General features: G+C 45.3%; 16 protein-coding genes. 14 read left to right on the top strand and 2 right to left on the bottom strand.

From position 1 onward, the window contains the following. The first annotated feature begins 32 nt into the window (after positions 1–32). Together VP98_RS05240 and VP98_RS05235 are read left to right on the top strand one after the other, a co-directional pair. The gene (locus VP98_RS05240; RefSeq protein WP_046174296.1) at positions 33–1133 is read left to right on the top strand and encodes an ABC transporter ATP-binding protein; all 1101 of its coding nucleotides are present in this window, start codon (positions 33–35) and stop codon (positions 1131–1133) included. 61 nt (positions 1134–1194) lie between these two features. After that, positions 1195–2379, top strand: coding sequence for an MFS transporter (locus tag VP98_RS05235; RefSeq protein ID WP_046174295.1), 1185 nt, complete (start codon positions 1195–1197; stop codon positions 2377–2379). A 188-nt stretch (positions 2380–2567) separates the two neighbouring features. Here VP98_RS05235 and VP98_RS05230 read toward each other — a convergent pair whose 3' ends face one another. Further along, complete coding sequence (locus VP98_RS05230) at positions 2568–3185, bottom strand: hypothetical protein (protein ID WP_046174294.1); 618 nt, start codon at positions 3183–3185, stop codon at positions 2568–2570. Between the two features lie 313 nt (positions 3186–3498). On the opposite strand from VP98_RS05230, the gene VP98_RS05225 reads away from it, so the two are divergent. From VP98_RS05225 to VP98_RS05195, 7 genes are all read left to right on the top strand, one after another. Then, entirely contained in the window at positions 3499–5565 is a 2067-nt protein-coding gene (locus tag VP98_RS05225) for a bifunctional rhamnulose-1-phosphate aldolase/short-chain dehydrogenase (protein ID WP_046174293.1), read from the top strand. Positions 5566–5652: 87 nt separating this feature from the next. Further along, entirely contained in the window at positions 5653–7104 is a 1452-nt protein-coding gene (rhaB, locus tag VP98_RS05220) for a rhamnulokinase (protein WP_046174292.1), read from the top strand. Beyond that, a complete protein-coding gene (gene rhaA / locus VP98_RS05215; protein WP_046174291.1) occupies positions 7101–8354 on the top strand; it encodes an L-rhamnose isomerase in 1254 nt (417 codons plus the stop codon). The genes rhaB and rhaA overlap by 4 nt, the downstream gene beginning before the upstream one ends. Positions 8355–8470: 116 nt before the next feature. Beyond that, positions 8471–10261, top strand: coding sequence for a methyl-accepting chemotaxis protein (locus tag VP98_RS05210; RefSeq protein ID WP_046174290.1), 1791 nt, complete (start codon positions 8471–8473; stop codon positions 10259–10261). A 159-nt stretch (positions 10262–10420) separates the two neighbouring features. Next, the gene (gene rhaD / locus VP98_RS05205) at positions 10421–11254 is read left to right on the top strand and encodes a rhamnulose-1-phosphate aldolase (protein ID WP_046174289.1); all 834 of its coding nucleotides are present in this window, start codon (positions 10421–10423) and stop codon (positions 11252–11254) included. A 134-nt stretch (positions 11255–11388) separates the two neighbouring features. Continuing rightward, complete coding sequence (locus tag VP98_RS05200) at positions 11389–12375, top strand: aldo/keto reductase (RefSeq protein WP_046174661.1); 987 nt, start codon at positions 11389–11391, stop codon at positions 12373–12375. A 58-nt stretch (positions 12376–12433) separates the two neighbouring features. Further along, positions 12434–12739: a Dabb family protein gene (locus VP98_RS05195; RefSeq protein ID WP_046174288.1), complete on the top strand. Its 306-nt coding sequence runs from the start codon at positions 12434–12436 to the stop codon at positions 12737–12739. Between the two features lie 82 nt (positions 12740–12821). Here VP98_RS05195 and VP98_RS05190 read toward each other — a convergent pair whose 3' ends face one another. Next, positions 12822–14315, bottom strand: a complete 1494-nt coding sequence (locus tag VP98_RS05190) for an L-fucose/L-arabinose isomerase family protein (protein WP_046174287.1) — start codon at positions 14313–14315, stop codon at positions 12822–12824. A gap of 121 nt (positions 14316–14436) precedes the next feature. Between VP98_RS05190 and VP98_RS05185 the strand changes: the two genes are divergently transcribed. From VP98_RS05185 to VP98_RS05165, 5 genes are all read left to right on the top strand, one after another. Then, entirely contained in the window at positions 14437–15303 is an 867-nt protein-coding gene (locus tag VP98_RS05185; RefSeq protein WP_046174286.1) for an AraC family transcriptional regulator, read from the top strand. 32 nt (positions 15304–15335) lie between these two features. After that, positions 15336–16298, top strand: a complete 963-nt coding sequence (locus tag VP98_RS05180) for an aldo/keto reductase (RefSeq protein WP_052712142.1) — start codon at positions 15336–15338, stop codon at positions 16296–16298. Positions 16299–16389: 91 nt separating this feature from the next. Next, entirely contained in the window at positions 16390–17424 is a 1035-nt protein-coding gene (locus tag VP98_RS05175; protein WP_197076557.1) for an autoinducer 2 ABC transporter substrate-binding protein, read from the top strand. Next, positions 17414–19219: a cache domain-containing sensor histidine kinase gene (locus tag VP98_RS05170; RefSeq protein WP_046174284.1), complete on the top strand. Its 1806-nt coding sequence runs from the start codon at positions 17414–17416 to the stop codon at positions 19217–19219. Before VP98_RS05175 ends, VP98_RS05170 begins: the two co-directional genes overlap by 11 nt. Beyond that, positions 19185–19934, top strand: a complete 750-nt coding sequence (locus VP98_RS05165) for a response regulator transcription factor (RefSeq protein ID WP_046174283.1) — start codon at positions 19185–19187, stop codon at positions 19932–19934. Before VP98_RS05170 ends, VP98_RS05165 begins: the two co-directional genes overlap by 35 nt. The last annotated feature ends 217 nt before the right edge of the window (positions 19935–20151 follow it).

Genomic DNA, 20151 nt, shown 5'->3' with positions numbered 1-20151 from the left:
AACAAGAAAACGGTTACAGGAGGAATAATAAAATGGCAGAACTTCAATTAAACAATATCTATAAAGTATACGATGGAGATGTAACAGCAGTTGAAGATTTTAATCTTCATATTCAAGATAAAGAGTTTATCGTTTTCGTTGGTCCGTCAGGCTGCGGTAAATCAACGACACTTCGAATGATTGCCGGCCTTGAAGAAATTTCAAAAGGCGATTTTTATATTGATGACCGCCGCGTCAATGATGTGGCACCGAAAGACCGCGATATTGCGATGGTTTTCCAGAACTACGCCCTTTATCCGCATATGACGGTTTATGATAACATGGCATTTGGCCTGAAGCTCCGTAAAATGCCAAAAGAAGAAATTAAACAGCGCGTTGACAACGCAGCGCAGATTCTTGGTTTAACTGAATACTTAAAACGGAAGCCAAAAGCACTTTCTGGCGGTCAGCGCCAGCGTGTTGCCCTTGGCCGTGCGATTGTCCGTGATGCCAAAGTATTCTTAATGGATGAGCCGCTTTCCAACCTGGATGCGAAGCTTCGCGTACAAATGCGCTCTGAAATTATTAAACTGCATCAGCGTTTGCAGACAACCACAATCTACGTAACGCATGACCAAACAGAAGCATTGACAATGGCGACAAGAATTGTTGTTATGAAAGCCGGTAAAATCATGCAGATCGGTTCGCCAAAAGAAGTTTACGAGAATCCAGAAAACGCCTTTGTTGCCGGGTTTATCGGCTCGCCTCCAATGAACTTCTTTAATGCACAGCTTGGCGATGGATTTGTTACAATCGGCTCGCAAAAGCTTGATGTACCTGAAGGGAAAATGCGCTATCTGCGTGATCAGGGCTATGTGGGTAAAGAAATTATCCTCGGTGTCCGTCCGGAAGACATTCATGATGAACTCGTTTTCCTGGAAGCATCCCAGCAATCGTCGTTTGAATCAACAGTTTCCGTATCTGAGCTTCTCGGTGCAGAAATCATGGTATATTCAGACGTTGCCGGCCAGAACTTTGTCGCACGCCTTGATTCACGCCTGGACATTGCGGCCGGTGAAAAAATTCAGCTGGCGTTTGATATGAACAAAGCGCATTTCTTCGATGCTACATCAGAAGTTCGCATTCGCCCATAACATGGACTTTAAGCAGGAAGCGGCAGCCGCTTCCTGCTTTTCTACTTTGGAGGATATACATATGAAAAAGCAGCCGGTTTTATTTCTCAGCTTGTTTTTATTCTTTTTTCATTCATCAGTGGCATTGACCGCTACGTTTTTGCCTTCTTATTTTCAGGAGAAAGGGCTCTCTGCTTCAGAGATCGGCTGGCTTATGGCAATAGGGCCTTTTACCGCTTTGTTTTCCCAGCCGTTCTGGGGGTATATGAGCGATAAACATAAAACGGTTAAGCGCATGGTGATGATCTGTGCAGGCAGCTTGATTATTATGAGTTTTTTCTTATTTCAAGCCGAATCATTCTGGATGCTGCTGCTTATCGCGGCGATCTTCTTTTCTTTTCAGTCTCCGGCAGGCGCGCTTGGTGACAGCTTATCACAAAAAACAGCTGTGCTTCACCATGTGCAGTTTGGCCAGATCCGAATGTGGGGATCAGTCGGTTTTGCGGTCACTTCTCTTCTGGGAGGCTTTATTTTGGGCCAGTTAGGGCTTGGATACTTGTTTTATTTATATCTCATTTATGCAATTTTCACATTTATAGTTATTCAAAAAATTAGTGATGTGCAGGCATCGTCCAAAATTATCAATATGAAGGAAGCCGCAAAAGTGGTCAGCCGGCCCGAATTTTTATGGTTCTTGCTTATTATTATGCTTGTAACCACTACGCATCGGGCGAATGATATGTTTATGGGCCTGTACATTACGGAACTCGGCGGTTCTGCATCACAAATTGGACTGGCCTGGTTTATAGGTGTAGCATCAGAAGCGCTGCTTTTTATGTTCAGCGCTTACTGGATTCGTTTGTTTAAAAGAAATATCACATTCGTAATTGTGGCTGCGGGCTTGTACGGCTTGCGCTGGATGCTGTTTGCCCTGGCGACAGAGCCCATTCATCTCATTATGCTTCAGCCGCTGCATGGCCTGACATTTGGCGTTTTTTACTTATGTACGTTTCAAATTGTCACAAAACTTATGCCAGATGAATTTTTAGCAACGGGACAGATGGTATTTATTTCTGCTTTTTTCGGTTTGTCTGGAATTATCGGTTCGCTCGGCGGCGGCTGGCTCATCGACCGGACAGGCGGCGCTGCATCTATGTATCAGCTTCTTGGCTGGCTTGCAGCAGCAGGATGTATTGGACTGATTATTTATGATCGATCTGGAAAGAAAAGAAAGAAAAAAATATTGAGGAAAACGGTTTCAATGTGAAGGGAGTGGGGAATTAACAACTATAAGCATACAAAAAGGGAAATGAGAATGTTCATTTCAACATTGTATGAATTGTACAGCAGGAAGAAAGAAGCCTGTGCCGGAACTCCGGCACAGGTTTTTTCTGTGTTAGTTTAGAGGAAAAGCGGGCCAGATGGGAGAATACCGCAGCAGGTCCATGTAATAGCTTATTTTTTTAAAAAAGCTCTTTCTTTTCGTTTTCTGCTCTGGCTCTTTGCTCTCCTTTTTCTCATTTTATTGATTCTTTCCATTTCCTCTTTATACTGTTCCTCCACTTTAGAAGTAGACGGCAGAAACGGCTCCTGATTGTAGTCCGTCCGTTTGCCGTAGCGCAGCATTTCATAAATAATATAGCCATTGTTAGGCTTCCCGTTCTGGGTTTTCATCGGTACAGCGTCAAACAGAACATAATAAAACGCGTAAAATACAAAGCGATCCCAAAACGTGCGGTATTCTTCTAACATTCCATTTGCCAGCATTGCGTTAATGGCTATTGCAGCCGCTACATTTACGAGGATAGGTCCTGCATAAAGAAAAACATACGCTGCTTTCCCGCTTCTTTTTAAAGAATCATAGGAGTACCAGCTGTATACATGATAGTGTTTCCGAATATCAAAAATACTGAACCGAAACAGCCTGGGCCCCGAACCAATTGTAACACGCGGGTTTTTTACTCCCAGGATAAGACTGACTACTAAATAACCGAGCTCTCTTAAAAAGATCACCACAGGCAGGATTATAAATGCCGAAATGGCCAGAGAGAGCAGGTCAGCAAAGCCGAACATCCAATCCCTCCTAAACACTGGATATGCATCTTTTTAAATTACCCTTTCTCTCATCGGATAAATCTTTTCAGATTACCCAGTTTTATTCAATTATGCAGCCGAAGCAAAACTTCCAGAGTCCAGAGCAGACAAAAACTGCGAGAGAGTTAAGAAAGAAGCTATATCTTTTTGCTATATAAGTTGTTAAGTGTTATACAAAATCATTTGTTCAGCTTATATAGAAAAAAATAAATTTCAAAAAACTATTCAAAAACAAACAAATATATAGTAAGATAAAACAAACATAAATAAAAGAAAACGGAGGACGAACAATATGGTTAAAAATTTATGGGATTCCAATGAAGCAGCATCTAAATCAGGTGTGGAAGAACTGGTTTACCGTTCTAATTTAATCGGCTCGGACCGGGCTGTATGCAACTGGGGCGGCGGCAACACTTCTATGAAAACAACAGAAACGGACTTCCGCGGCCGCGAAATTGAAGTGATGTGGGTAAAAGGAAGCGGTTCCGATCTGGCAACAATGAAGGCGGGCAACTTCACCGGTCTTAATTTGGAAGATATCCGCCCATTGATAGAGCGTGATGAAATGCCGGATGCCGAAATGGTTGAGTACCTGACGCACTGCATGATCGACAGCAAGCATCCGCGTATGTCAATTGAAACGCTCCTGCATGCGTTCCTTCCATTTAAGCATGTAGACCATACACATCCCGATGCCATTATCAGCCTTTGCTGTGCGGATAACGGGAAAGAAATCGCCAGAGAAATTTACGGCGACCGTTTTGTGTGGGTTCCTTATGTCCGCCCTGGCTTTACCCTGTCCAAGATGATTGCAGAAGGCGTGAAAAATAATCCGAATGCAGAGCTTGTCCTGATGGAAAAACACGGCCTTGTGACATGGGGAGAAACGTCAGAAGAAGCATACAATCAAACAATTAATATCATTAACGAAGCGGAAGATTATATTCAAAACAAACAAAAAGAAACAGAAGCATTTGGCGGACAGGCGTACGAGCCATTAACGAAGGAAGAACGCGAGAACGTCCTGGCAGCTGTTATGCCGGTCATCCGCGGCGCGGTCAGTGATGAAAAGAAAATGATTTTAACATATGACGATGCGGAGGACGTCCTGGAATTCGTTAACAGCAAAAATGCCGGCACGCTTTCGCAAATTGGCGCGGCCTGTCCGGATCATCTTGTTCATACGAAAATGAAGCCGCTTTACATTGACTGGGACCCGCAAAACGGTACGACAGAAGAGCTCATTGAAAAAGTAAAAGCAGGAGTCGAACAGTTTAAAGCCGAATACAAAGAGTACTTCGAGCGCAATAAAAATGAAGGCGATGTTATGTTTGAAGCAGCACCGCGCGTAACGCTTATTCCAGGTGTCGGCATGGTCAACTCTGGCAAAAACATTACGATGGCAAATGTGAGCGGAGCTCTTTATCACCGTGCGATCGCCGTTATGAAAGGATCAACGGCTCTTGGCGAATTTGTTTCTTTAAGTGAAAATGAATCTTATAATGTTGAATACTGGCCGCTTGAACTGTATAAATTGTCACTCGCTCCGGCCGAAGCGGAATTTTCACGGAAAGTAGCGTTTATTACAGGGGGCGCCGGCGGAATCGGCAGTGCAACAGCCCGCCGTTTAGTAGCTGAAGGAGCGCATGTGGTGCTTGCTGACTTGAATCTTGAAGGCGCTGAAAACGCAGCGGCAGAAATTAATGAGCAGTACAAAGAGCAGCGTGCCATTGCTGTGAAAATGGATGTAACAAGCGAAGAGCAGGTTCAGGCAGCGTTTGCACAGGCAGCCCTTGCTTTTGGCGGTGTCGATTCCATTGTTAACAATGCCGGTCTTGCTACATCAAGCCCATTTGATGAAACCTCTTTAAAAGAATGGAATTTAAACATCAATGTTCTCGGGACTGGATACTTCCTTGTTGCGCGTGAAGCCTTTAAGCAAATGAAGCAGCAGGGTATCGGCGGAAATATGGTTTTTGTTGGGTCGAAAAACTCCGTTTATGCGGGTAAAAATGCATCTGCCTACAGCGCGGTAAAAGCACTTGAAACGCATCTGGCGCGCTGTATTGCAGCAGAAGGCGGCGAATTTGGCATCCGTGTCAATTCTGTTCTTCCGGATGCGGTTCTTCAAGGGTCAGCGATCTGGGGATCGAACTGGCGCAATGAACGGGCAGCAGCCTACGGCATTGAACCGGATCAGCTGGAAGAGCATTACCGGAAGCGGACAACTCTTCTTGTCAATATTTACCCGTCTGATATTGCAGAATCGATTGCCTTTTTTGCATCATCAAAAGCGGACAAAACAACCGGCTGCATGATTACCGTAGACGGCGGTGTGCCGGCTGCATTTACACGCTGATCATTTTTTTTCGGCAGAGGACTGTTTTATGCATGAGAAGCATAAGCGGTCCCGCTGCTTTTGGAACGGAGTAAAGGAGTGAAAGAAATGGCGCATATTGCAGTGGATATCGGAGCTTCGAGCGGCCGGCTTGTTGCGGGTGAAATAAAAGACGGCAAGCTTGTGATGAATGAAATTCACCGTTTTGCAAACGGCTTTCGCGAAGTAGACGGTACGTGCTATTGGGACATTGAGCATTTATTGAATGAGATTATTAAAGGGCTGGCCGAAGCGAAAAAACGCGGCTATGATTCTGTCACAGTCGGCATTGATACGTGGGCGGTTGACTATGTACTGGTTGATGAAAACGGTAACCGCTTGCAGGATGTTGTTGCGTACCGGGACAGCCGGACCGAACAGACAATCAGCAAAGTCAGCCGGCAGATCAGCCAGAAAGAAATCTATGAAAAAACCGGTATTCAATTTTTATCATTTAATACATTGTATCAATTATATGAAGAAAAAAGAGAACTGCTTACTCAGGCCAGGCACATTATGCTTGTGCCTGACTATTTGGGCTACTGCCTGACGGGCCGTGCAGTTACAGAAGTGACAAATGCTTCTACCATGCAAATGCTGAATGTCCAGACGCGTGATTTTGATGAAGAACTGCTGGCATTGTTATCAATTGAACGGCACCAGTTTCCTCCCTTTGCAGAGCCGGGAGAGGAGCTTGGCCCTCTGTTAGCCGAGCGTTTTCCGGGAATAGACCTGCCTGACTGCCGTGTAATGGTGATCGCCTCGCATGATACGGCTTCCGCCATTGCCGGGACACCGGGAGAAGGAGAAAACTGGGCGTATTTAAGCAGCGGTACATGGTCTCTGCTTGGAATCGAATCACCAAAACCGGTTATTAGTGACCTGTCCCTGCAGGATAACTATACAAATGAATGGGGCGTGTTTGGCACCTACCGGTTCTTGAAAAATATTATGGGCATGTGGATTATGCAGGAAGTGCGCCGCCATCTGACGGTTGATTATACGTTTGCTGAATTTGTGGATGAAGCGAGAAAGGTTAAGCACTTCCGCCAGTTTGTCGACTTGAATGATGACCGCTTTTTAAATCCGGCCAACATGGTGGAGGAAATCAAAGCCTATTGCCGGGAAACAAACCAGCCGGTTCCGGAAACAGCCGGTGAGCTGGCGGCGTGTGTATATGATAACCTGGCGATCATTTATGCCATTGCGATTCGGGATTTGGAAGAAATGACCGGCAGAAGGATTGACCGTCTGCATATCGTGGGAGGCGGCGCTAATAATGGACTGCTTAATCAGCTGACTGCTGATGTAAGCGGCAGAACGATTCAGGCAGGGCCTTCAGAAGCAACAGCGGTTGGGAATTTACTGATGCAGATGATTGCTTCAAAAGAGATCAGCAGCCTGCAGGAAGGAAGGGAGCTTATCCGGGCTTCATTCCCGCTTCAGAGTTTTTCGCCGGAGGAGAAGGCGGCGCAGCGGATTGAACAGTTTTACCAACATCGAAAGGGTGAAAAAGTATGAGCGTAAAAGAACAATATGAAGCAGCGAAACAGGCATATGCTAAATGGGGCATTGATGTGGATGCAGCACTTGAAACATTAAAAAACGTACCCGTTTCGATTCATTGCTGGCAGGGTGATGATATTGGCGGGTTTGAAGTAAACAAAAGTGAATTATCGGGCGGGATTGATGTTACTGGAAACTATCCCGGCAAGGCGACAACCCCGCAAGAGCTTCGGGCTGACCTCCAAAAAGCACTATCGCTTATTCCGGGCACGCATCGCGTAAATCTGCATGCGCTGTATGCGGAAACGAACGGCGAAGCAGTGGACCGTGACCAGTTAAAGCCGGAGCACTTTGAAAACTGGGTGAACTGGGCAAAAGAACAGGGACTCGGACTGGATTTTAACCCGACTCTTTTCTCACATGAAAAAGCAGCAGACGGCTTAACATTATCCCATCCGGATGAAGAAATCCGGAAATTTTGGATTGACCATTGCATTGCTTCCCGCAAAATCGGCGAATACTTCGGCCGTGAGCTTGGCACGCCCTGCTTAACAAATGTCTGGATTCCGGACGGCTACAAGGATATTCCAAGTGACCGTTTAACGCCGCGCCAGAGATTAAAAGATTCACTGGATCAAATTTTCGCGGAAGATATTGACGAACAGTACCACCTAGATGCAGTTGAAAGCAAAGTGTTTGGCATTGGTTCTGAGTCATATGTTGTCGGCTCTCATGAGTTTTACCTTGGCTATGCGCTAAAAAACAATAAGCTTTGCCTGCTTGATACGGGGCATTACCATCCGACTGAAACGGTTTCAAACAAAATTTCATCAATGCTGCTTTATTCTGATAAATTGGCCCTGCATGTTTCACGTCCGGTTCGCTGGGACAGTGACCATGTTGTTATTTTGGACGATGAGCTGCGTGAAATTGCGCTTGAAATTGTCCGCAATGATGCGCTGGAAAAGGTGATTATCGGCCTTGATTTCTTTGATGCAAGCATTAACCGCGTGGCAGCCTGGACGATTGGCACCCGCAATATGATTAAAGCATTGCTGTATGCTCTTTTGGTTCCAAATGCCCATTTAAAACAGCTTCAGGAAGAAGGAAACTTCACTGACCGCCTGGCTCTGATGGAGGAATTTAAAACATATCCATTCGGCGCTGTCTGGGACTATTACTGCGAGCAGATGAATGTGCCGGTAAGAGAAGCCTGGCTTGAAGAAGTAAAGCAATATGAAGAAACGGTTTTATCGAAACGTTAATTAAAACAGGCAGAGGATTTTTAAAATCCCCTGCCTGTTTTTTTATAGTTAACATTGGGTATATTGACTTAGTTCCAATAGTTTGGTATTTTAATAGAAGTAGGGGGGAGAAAAGGATGATAAGAAAGCGCATTCAAAGAAAAGGGGTTTTTCCAAAGAAAAAGCGGCAGAGCAATAAAGAACAATCTTCTGGCCGAAAAAAAAGCCGGCATTTTGCGGACAATATGAAGATTAGCCAAAAATATGGAATAGTTTTAACAGGAGTTATCATTTTATTTTTAATCGCAAGCGCTTTCGTAGGCATGACCTTGCTAGAGTTAAACAATAAAATGGATGAACTGGAAAAAAAGGGAGAGTACGCCCTGGAATTAAGTGAAATTGTTTCTGTTTTCCGTGCAAAAGATATGGTAGTCAGTGATTATATCTTTACAAAGGATCAGCAATTGGTTGAAGATTTTGAAGTGCTGAATAACCAGTTTAATGCGCTGAGAGAAAAGCTGGAAAAAGTAATGGTTACACAAGAAAGAGAAGCGATTTTCTTGCAGGTAATGGCAAGCAATAAGGAAATCAACACGCTGTTTCTTGATACAACGATTTACGCAGTAACGGAAGAGAAGGAAACACTAATTACTTATTCACGCGTACGTTCAGCTGAAATTAGATCCATTACAATAGAGTATATTGAAAAGCTGCAGCAGGACTTAAAATCAGAATATGAAGCGTCCGTAGCCGAAGCAAAAGCGGAAACAAAACAGGCACTTATTATTTTAGCTATCTCAATTTTGATCACAATAATAATCAGTATTTTCTTAACACTTTTTATCAGCCGCAGAGTTTCGGGCAAATTAAATGAAGTGGTGCGCACCAGCAATGAAATTGCGAAAGGGAATTTAGCTGTCGAACTGCTTAAAGGAGCCGGAAAAGGGGATATCGGCCAGCTTGTCTCTTCAACAAATTCGATTGCAGAGCAGCTGCGGGGAATTGTCGGCCAGCTGGTGTCAACAGCCGGCGAAGTTAAAAAAGAAAGCCGGATGCTGGATTCGATGTCTGATGAAATCAAGGATGGAAGCGCCCAGATTGCAGCCACAATGAATGATTTGACAGACGGAGCCGGACAGCAGGCAGACGCTGCCGGTGAAATCAGCCATTTGATTGAAGAGTTTAATCAGGAAATCACAAAAACACGCGAAGAAAGTGAAGAACTGAAGAAAATGTCAGAAGAAGTGCTTCACGTTTCCGATGGCAGCCGGACGCAGATAGCAGAGCTTGCCAGCCAGATGGGCCAGATCACGAGTCTTGTGTCCGATTCGGTCCAAAAAGTGAATGGACTGGAGAAGCGGACAAACGAAATTACAGCGTTAATTGGCGTAATCCGAGACATTTCCGCACAGACGAATTTGTTAGCGCTTAATGCGGCCATTGAAGCGGCCCGGGCCGGGGAGCATGGCCGGGGGTTTGCTGTTGTAGCGGATGAAGTACGAAAGCTGGCCGTTCAAGTAGATGAATCGGTTAATGAAATTACCGGTATTATTACCGGAGTGCAGAAAGAAACAGGATCTGTCGTTTCTTCTTTAAATGAAGGCTTTGAACAAGTGGAAAAAGGCAGCGGGACCATGCAAAAAACGACCGGAACATTTGAAGACATTATTGAATCTGTCACACAAATGGGATCAAGAATCCAGTTTATTTCAAAGCGGATGGATACTCTTACAGACAGAAGCAATCAAATCAGCTCATCCAGCCAGTCTGTTGCCTCTATCTCAGAGGAGTCATCCGCTAATATTCAGCAGACAGCCGCTTCTTCCCAGCAATTAAATGGATCGATGGAAGACATAAAAACAAGCTCTTCCTCTCTGCTCAAGCTGTCAGATGAACTAGAAGAAACAGTTAAACAGTTTTCAGTATAAATAAAAACAAAAAAAGGTATTCAAAGATAAACAAAAATAGCATATAATAAAAGTAACCTTAAGTAACAGCCTTCAACCGAAAACAGAAGGGAATCCAATCCTTTCTGTTTTCAAAAAAACATACTTGTGAATTATTGAGCAAAAAGAGGAGGAAGTCCTATGTTAGAGAAAAGTGTAATGGACGCACCGTTTTTAAAAGAAATGCTGGAGACAACCTACAATATGTGGCGGTTTGGCTGGGATGAGCGAAATGGCGGAAATATAAGCTGTCTGTTAAAAGAAGAAGAAGTCTCTCCTTATCTAAATGTAAACGGAGCTCTCCGGGTCATCCCGCTCGATCTTCCTGTACCCGAGCTTGCCGGCTGTTACTTTATCGTTACAGGATCAGGAAAATACTTTAAAAATGTGAAAACCAATCCCGCTGATTCGCTGGGCGTTGTCCGGGTGTCACCGAAAGGAAACGAGCTTGAGGTGCTCTGGGGGCTGGCTGATGGAGGAAGCCCGACGAGTGAATTGCCCGCTCACTTTTTAAGCCACATTGCCCGGTTAAAGCAGGACCCTGATCACCGGGTTATTATGCATAATCATGCGACCAACATTATTGCCATGACCTTTACTCACGATCTCAATGAGCGATTGTTTACAAAAACCCTGTGGAAAATGTGCACAGAATGCATTGTAGTGTTTCCCGACGGTATCGGCATCCTGCCGTGGATGGTTCCCGGTACGGATGCAATCGGCATGAAAACCGCCGCCAAAATGGCAGACCGCCGCCTTGTTGTCTGGCCGCATCACGGTATTTTCGGCGCCGGTACTTCAATAGATGAAACATTCGGGCTTATTGAAACAGCTGAAAAAGCTGCGCAGGTTTATTCCATTGCCAGCGCTCACCGTGAAGGTATTAAACAGGCGATTAGCGATGAAGAGCTCTGGCGGTTAGCGGAGGAGTTTCATGTTACCCCGGCAGAAGGAATTTTGACTGTTAAGATCTGATTTTTTATAGATTCGTTTATGAAAGGACCGCCCGAGAGTTCCATCTCTCCGGCGGTTTTTTCTTCTGCATATCTTTTCATAAAATGGGGAATAAGACTACGGGACTTAAAAAAACAGGATAGGAGCCGGTAATGTTGGAAAAAAGAAAACTGGGAGCACAGGGCCTGGAAGTTTCGTCTCTTGGTTTAGGCTGTATGGGCATGTCGGATTTTTACAGCGGCCGGGATGATGAGGAATCCATCCGGACGATTCATTACGCGCTGGAGCTTGGTGTTACGTTTTTGGATACAGCCGATATGTACGGAGTTGGGCAAAATGAGGAATTGCTTGGACGGGCACTTAAAGGAAAGCGGGATCAGGTTATTCTTGCCACAAAGTTTGGAAATATCCGCGGGGAAGATGGTTCTTTTTTAGGTGTCAGCGGAAAGCCGGAATATGTAAAAGAAGCCTGTGAAAAAAGTCTGCGCCGGCTCGGAACAGATTATATTGATTTATATTACCAGCACCGCGTTGACCCCGATGTTCCGATTGAAGAAACGGCTGGTGCTATGGCGGACCTTGTTCAAGAAGGAAAAGTGAGATACCTGGGTCTTTCTGAGGCGGCGCCTGACACCATTCGCCGGGCACACCGTGTTCACCCGATTTCAGCCCTGCAGACAGAGTATTCGTTATGGAGCCGTGATGTAGAGGATGAAATTTTGCCGGCTGTCCGGGAACTGGGCATTGGCTTTGTCCCATACAGTCCGCTCGGCAGAGGCTTTTTAACGGGCCAGATTCAGGCGTTTGATGATCTGGCTGAAGATGACTATCGCCGCTTTTCACCGAGGTTTCAAGGAGAAAACTTTCAAAAAAACATCGAGCTTGTTAAAAAGATCGAAGAAATGGCACGGGAAAAAGGATGCACCTCTTCTCAGCTTGCGCTCGCCTGGCTGCTTGCACAGGGAGAAGATATTGTGCCGATTCCGGGAACCAAAAAGCGCAAATACTTAAAAGAAAATGCAGAAGCAGTTCAAGTCACGCTGTCAAAGCAGGAGCTTGCGGCAATTGACGACATTGCCCCAAAAGGAGCTGCTGCCGGCCTTCGTTACCCTGAAAGCGGCATGAAAAGCGTTAACTTATAAAAGAAAAGCAGACAGCTGCTGTTTATAACATTATGGAAAGAGGAAGGTGTAAGTCAACATGTATGAACATTTAGTAAGCTTTAAATTTAAAGAAGACGTTACCATTGAAAAACAGCAGGAGCTGGCACTGAAGATCCTGGCCCTAAAAGGCAAAGTTCCAGGTGCTATGGATGTAACAGCGGGAGTGAACACAACAGAGGAAACAGAGAATATCCAGGGCTACACATTTGGGATGCGGATTACCTTTAAAGACAAGGAATCGCTCGATAACTACCTGCCTCACCCGCTGCATCAGGAGATTCTTTCAACAATAGAAGGAATGATTGACAATGTTATCGTTGTAGATTATGAAGTGGCCTGGTAAAAGCAATTGACCCTAAAAAGACTGGCACTTCTGCTAAGTGCCAGTCTTTTTTAATGAAATATACTGTTACACAGCCACTTTATTAAATAATAGTACAGGGAATATCCAGCAATACTGCTGTTTTTTTAAGTAACTCTGCATTATGCCCGATTGACAGGGCGAAATGGTGGGTCGGTGCTTCCATAAACCATTTTTCAAAATACGTGTCAGGATCAGCGGCGAACTTTACGGGCGTCTGTGTATTGCCGATCTGCATAATCGGTCCATCTGTTGATTCCCCTTCGCTGATAATCAGCTTTAACCGGCCTTCTTTTGTCTGGGTTAATCCAAGCATCGTCACTGGTCCGGTTTTTACTTTTGCCTCTACTGAGATACCGCTTCCCTGCTTTCCATGATACAGTCCCATGCCGCGTAAATACGGTCTTCCCTCTGCGATCTCCAAATGAAACGGACCGTCATGCCCAAGCAATATGGTTCCGTCTTCATAGTCTGCTGTGACAATTTCACAAAAGCTGCCGCCAATGCCGAGTGTATCGCATATTTTCATTGCGACCGCTGTCTTTACATCACCTTCACCCGCGCAAGGAACGCCCTGAGCGGTTAAAAGAGAGTGGCCGGTGATAAAATCACTTTGAAGCTGCTCATAGTCGCCGCCCGGCGCACCGTGATAATAGTAAGCAAGGCCGTCCAATTCTCTTTGTTTAATAAATGTTTCCTGGGCGGCGGCAGTCAGGCAGGCCCTTTGCAGCTGTTCCTCTGTTGGCTTTGTTGCAAGCGTTTCAGCAGGGGAATTCTCCGCAAGGATAAACATCTCTTCTACTTCCCGGCGTTTAGCCGAAATTTCTTCTTCTGTTATGCTGTCTCGGATTGCAGCAAGATCACACATTTCGAGCACGTCAACGTGAATGCCGGTCTGGGCCTGCAGCATGGTGAAATCACTGTACAAATCAAGCATGCCGCTGTACGTATTGCCTAAAAGTCCAAACCGGGCATTCGCCAGATTCCGTTTTACCCCGGCCGCAGCTGCCCACTCCCCGATTTCTTTCCAGGCCCGGACGGCTTCTGGACGCCCATCCGTTTTTTCATCTGTTAAGGAAATATCCGGAGTATAAGGAAGACCGAGAAGCCCGCTGATTATATGATAAGATAACCCTGCCCGGTGAAAGGCATTTGCGAACTCGGGAACCGGGCACGCGCCACAGTGGGCAAGCCATTCCCCTGTTGTTGTTTTGTCATAATTAATCCGGGCTGCCGGCTGCAAATTCAAAATAACAACTTTTGCGCTGCAGCGCTGGTGGATCGGCAGTACGGCTGCACTGGTAGAATAGGTGGCAGCATGAAGGAAAAGCAAATCAACATTACGCTCATTAAACCACTCGCCGGCTTCCCGGCCTTTTTCGACAGTGTCGACCAGGCCGAAGTTAAACACCTCCGCCTGGCTGGACAGCTTTTTTTCAATAAATGCTCCGTATTCGATGAGCCGCTCGCGCAAGCCGGGAAACTGCTCCCAATACGCTTGCAGTCCTGTTGAATACAAGCCGACTCTTGGTTTTTGAGATAGCTTAATTTTTTTCATAAGCACCTTCCTTCCAACAGATGTACTATAATTATTTTAATAGTAAGCGCTGTCAGCAAGAGAATCATCCATTCATGTTGGCATTTAATCAAAGAATCTTGGGTTTTAGGAGGCAGGCTTTATGACATACTGGCAGCAGTCATCAAATAATTGGTCGGAACACTCAGAGTGGATCACCTTAACCCCGTCTGATACTGCCAAAAAGCATCTTTGCTTTGTACAGGAAACAGGCTATTTTGAAACAAAATATCCTTATTTTACAGAAAGGGAAGGGCTGGCATCCTGCTTAATTCTTTTTACACTGAAGGGAACAGGGTATTTAACGTATAAAGGAAATCAATATACGGTGGGGAAAAACGAGGCGTTTTTTATCGACAGCCGCTGCTATCAAAAATATTGGACAGGCCAACACGAAGAGTGGACTTTTTTATGGGTGCATATCGAAGGCGGCATGGCAGCATCTTATTACCAATTATTCAGCCGCCCCGATGGTCCGGTTGTTTCCATAAAACAGCCGGAGCTCCTTGAATCATTGCTTCGCAGCCTTTTAGCTCTTCATATGCAGAGAAAAACAGTCAGGAGTGAGCTGGATGCCTCAAAATTAATAGTTGATATACTGACGGAATTAGTTAAAGTGAGGACGCCGGAGCAGGGTGAAAGAGAGCATATGCCGGTTTATATTAGAAAATTGCAGCAGGCGCTTGAACAGAATTTTGCTGAAAAATGGACACTCGGCCGAATGGCAAAATTGGCTGCGGTGAATAAATACCAGCTCGCCAAGGAATTTAAATATTATACTGGCTTTTCACCGAACGAATATCTCATTAACCGGCGCATAACGGCAGCAAAAATCAAACTAAAATATACCAGCCAATCGATAAAAGAAATTGCAGCGGAAGTGGGGATTGAAAATGCCAGCCACTTTATAAATTTATTTAAAAACAGAGAAGGCATCACACCGCTGATGTTTCGGAAAATGTGGGGGTGATAAATATAGGGTATAAAAAGGAGGAATAAGAAGTGAGAAAGCCAATTCCCGGTACTGACCTGATGAGTTTTCCCTTATGCCTCGGAAGTGTCCCGTTCGGCAGCACGATGGACGAAAAGCAGTCTTTTCGAATGATGGATCTTTATTTTGAACACGGCGGCAACTTTATTGACACAGCGGAAGTATATGCAAACTGGCTGCCGGGTGTAGAAAAAAGCATGGCAGAAAAAACGATCGGCCGCTGGATGAAGGAACGGAAAAACAAGGAGAAGCTTATCGTAGCCACAAAAGGCGGTCAGCCTCTGCCTGAAAGAAAGGATAACTCCCGCCTGTCGAAAGGAGATATCCAGCATGATCTGCACGGCAGCCTTCAGCGGCTTGGTGCTGATTATATTGATTTATACTTTTTGCACAGGGATGATGAATCGCGTCCGGTTGCGGATATTCTGGAAACGATGAATGGATTTGTAAAAGAAGGCCTGATTCGGTACTTTGGCTGCTCCAACTGGACGACTGAACGGATCATGGAAGCACAGGATTATGCGATAAAACATAGCCTTCAGGGCTTTTCCGCTAATCAGCCAATGTACAGCGCAGCGCATATTGATGAAACGAAGCTGTCTGATCAAACGTTAAAAGCGATGGATAACAAAATGGAACGGTTTCATGAGGAAACCGAAATGGCTGTATTTGCTTATTCATCCCAGGCAAAAGGGCTGTTTGCCAAGCTGGCGGATGGAACTCTCTCCTTTGGGGATGAGAAAATGCCGTCCGAATACAGTGTCTCCCGAAACAAAAAACGGTTTGAAGCGATTCAGCAGATATCAGAAGAAACAGGAGCGACCATTAACCAGGCGGGGCTCGCTTATTTATTATCAAAGCCATTTCCCGTGTTTCCCATTGTCGGGTGCCGGACAGAGGAACAGCTGCTTGACAGTTTAGGAGCCGCTGAAATGAAATTGACCGGGGAACAGGTGAATAAGATCGCCCTCTAAAAATTTCTGCTCTCCGATTTAACGGAGGGTTTTTTATGTTACAATACAAGCAAAAAAGTGGAAACAAAACACGATAAAGGGCGTGGGGCAGGTGAAAGGCCGATTGCTTATTGTCTGGGCTGCCTTCTTTTTTGTAAGCGGTTGCTCAAATGGCGGTACATACGAACTGTTAGTCTCAAATGGGACTTTTCCAGCCAGGGAAGCGGAGGAATCGGATCAAAGTCCGTACACGATTGGCATCGTTTCAAAGGTGGATAATATTCCTTATTTTAATTCGGTTAAAGAAGGGGTAATGGAAGCAGCTGAAGAATTAAAGGCGGAAGTGCTTTATGAAGGCCCCACTGTAGCGGATGCGAAAGGGCAGAAAGTGATTATCGAAAAGTTTATCAATCAAAAAGTAGACGTGATCGCTATTTCCGCGAATGATCCCCTCCAGCTGGCGCCTGTCCTAAAACGGGCAAAGGAGGCAGGAATTATTGTTATTACCTGGGATTCCGATACAGAAGCAGAGGCACGTGATTTATTTATTGATATGGTGAATCCAGAAGTGCTTGGACGGCATGTGATGGATACACTGGCCTGGAACACAGAGGAAGAAGGCACATTCGCGATTATGACCGGGTCGTTTTCCGCTTCAAACCACAATGCCTGGCTGAAATGGATTCAGGCACAGTGGAAAGAGTATTATCCAAATATGAAGCTGGTAGAAGTAGTGGCGACGAATGATGATCCGCATAACGCTTTTGTGCAGGCCCAGCAGCTTTTGGAGAAATACCCTGATCTGGCCGGTATAATTGGAAATTCATCGGTGGGGCCTCCTGCCGCAGCAAGAGCAGCAGAAGAAGCGGGCCGGGCCGGGGATATTGCAGTCGTGGGTGTGTCGACTCCTGACTTAATGCGTGATTATTTAAAACGAGGGTCTGCCCGGGTTGTCACGCTCTGGAGCCCAAAGAAGCTTGGCTATTTAACAGTTGCGATGGCGAAAAGCTTAATAGAAGGGAAAAGGCCGGCCGATTTTCAATATGTGCCGGGAGTTGGAACGATTCGGGTGAAAGGAAACGATATCGTTATTATGGGTGAGCCGATTGATTTTACCGGAGAGAATGTGGATCAATATGATTTTTAAAAAGCGCTCCTTTCACGATTACCGGCTGCAGACAAAATTATTTATTACGTACATCGCTATTACAGTAGTTCCGATTGCCCTGCTTGGCTTCCTTGCCTACAGCCAGTACATATCATCGATCGAACGGCAGGTCGGCACGTACATCCCCCGTCTTCTTGAGCAGGCCAATGGCAATATCGAGCGGCAGATCAGTGAATTTTTTCAAATGTCCGAGCAGATTTATAATGCCCCGGTGATTATTGAAATTCTGAGGAAAGACGCCTATCAGACTGTATCAGCCATGCGGCAGGATGAATTTATCGTCAACAGCTACCTGTCCAGCACGTTTATTCATGGCAGCCAGCAGGATATCCTTGGTGTTTTCATTTCTTCGAACAACCGGCTGTTCAGCAGTACAAAAACAGACTATTTTTCAGGATTTTCAACCAGAGAAGCAGTGGGGCTTTATGGGCAAAATCTGGACCTGCGGGGACAGGAAACGGTGCTTCTGCCGAATGAAACCTCGCTCCAGTTTGAGGACCGCAGGCCTTTTGTTTTAATCGCAAAGCCGCTTGTTGATGTAGAAAACCGTCTTAGCCTGGGAACGATGTTTGTTGCTCTTGATTTATCGTTTATTGAACGGATTGTCCGGCCGATTGACAAGCAGGAGGAAGCCGAAATTTGGCTTATGACGAAAGAAGGGTACATGCTTTACCATACAAATGCAGAACAGATTGGAAGGAGCGATAAGGAGATAGAAAGTTACCCAACATTGAAGGGGAGCTTTCGGACAAAGAATATGCTGTTCGGGACTGATTTATCCTCCAGGCACGAATGGATTTTAACGCACCGCATTCCGCTTGGCAGTTTAACAGCCGAAACAAATTTTGTCCGGAATATTACGATTTTATTGTTTGTGATTGTGACAGTGATCGCGCTGATTATCGCCGGTTTTTTAGCATGGGGTGTTGCCAAGCCGCTTCAGCATTTAACAGAACAGATGAAACGGGTGGAAAAAGGGGATTTCAACGTGGAGCTGAATCGCAGATCAAAGGATGAAGTGGGGATGCTGTCGGAGAGCTTTCAAACGATGATTAAAGAAATTCAAGGACTGATTCGCGAAAAGTACGAGATAGAGTTAAAACAGAAAGAGGCAGAAATGTACGCCCTTCAGTCACAAATAAATCCGCATTTCATGTATAACACGCTTGAGACCATTGCCATGACGGTTGAGGAAGATGATAAGAACACAGTTGTCGATATAGTCACGATTTTAGGAAGAATGCTTCGGTACTCGCTCAGCAACAAAGAGCAGCTTGTGGCTATTCGCCAGGAGCTGCAGCATATCCGCGATTATTTGACGATTCAATCCTATCGCTTTGAAGATGAACTGGCATTTTCAATTGATGTTCAGGTGAATCCGGATAAAGAATACATCCCGAAATTTATTCTGCAGCCGCTTGTGGAAAACGCTCTTGAGCATGCGTTTGTACCGGGACAGCCGCTGGTTGTAACGATTTGTATCTCGTATGCTGGCGATGAGATTCATATGAAGATAGAGGACAATGGAGCAGGCATGAGCAAAATAAAATTATTGGAAATCAGGCAGCTGCTCACGCTGGAAACCGATTTAAACCGGGATCATCATTTCGGTATGGTAAATGTAAATGGCCGGCTTGTGCTTCATTACGGAGAAGCGTACACACTGCAAATAGCCAGTGAAAAGAGTGCTGGCACGAAAATGCTGGTCCGGGTGCCGGTCAATCGGGAGGGAAAGAGAGATGGGGGATCAACCAATTCGCGTCATTGTGGTTGACGACGAACCAAAACTTCGAAGAGGCATTGAAAGACTGATCCAGGCGAACGGAGAAGAATGGCAAATTATCGGCAGCTTCGGATCAGCGCAGCAATGCCTTGAAATGGTCGGCTCAATGAACCTGTTCTTTGATGTTATTTTTACGGATGTACGAATGCCTGTTATGGATGGGCTGGCGATGCTCAAAGAATTAAAGCAAAAAACGAACCATGCATTTTTTTCTGTGGTTATCAGCGGGTATAATGATTTCTCTTATGTGCAGACTGCCATGCGTGAAGGTGCGGTTGATTATTTAGTTAAGCCCATCGACCGCACAGAACTCAAGAAAAGGCTGGCTCAAATAAAAGAGGATGTGCAAAAAAAGCGAGTGGCAGAGGCTCGCTCAAAGGAAGATGTTCCGGGACCGATCCAAACGGCCAGGCAATGGATTAATGAGCATTTATCAGAACCGGTGACCATTGAAAAAATCGCTTCTCTCGTTTACTTGAATCCCACTTATTTCAGCGAATTTTTCAAGCAGCATACCGGGGAAACAGTTCTTGATTATATAACACGTAAACGTATGGAAAAAGCCCGGGCGCTTCTGCTGGCCTCGCCAATGAAAATCTATGAAATTGCCAGTGCGGTCGGCTATACAGATACAAAATATTTCAGCAGGCTGTTTAAAAAGCATTACGGAGAGCTTCCTTCTAAATATAAACAGGATCATTTATAAAGAACGGGATAATTTCTTCGGAATCATTCCACTCATAGGTTGAAAAAGAAGTCGATGAGAAGATATTGCGTTTTTGAGCAAAAACCGTCTTCGTTTTACGGTCTAGAAATGGACTATTTTCTTTTAAAAGCAGTGTCAGGGGCTGCGGTCTGCCGGCTGCGCTTTCCTGCAGGGCGAACGCTGAACCAGTCAACGCTTTCGCGCTGTCTGAATCATA

It is taken from the genome of Domibacillus indicus (assembly GCF_000970685.1).
In the GTDB taxonomy this organism is placed as follows: Bacteria; Bacillota; Bacilli; order Bacillales; family Domibacillaceae; genus Domibacillus; species Domibacillus indicus.
This window is presented reverse-complemented; position numbering and strand designations above follow the sequence as displayed.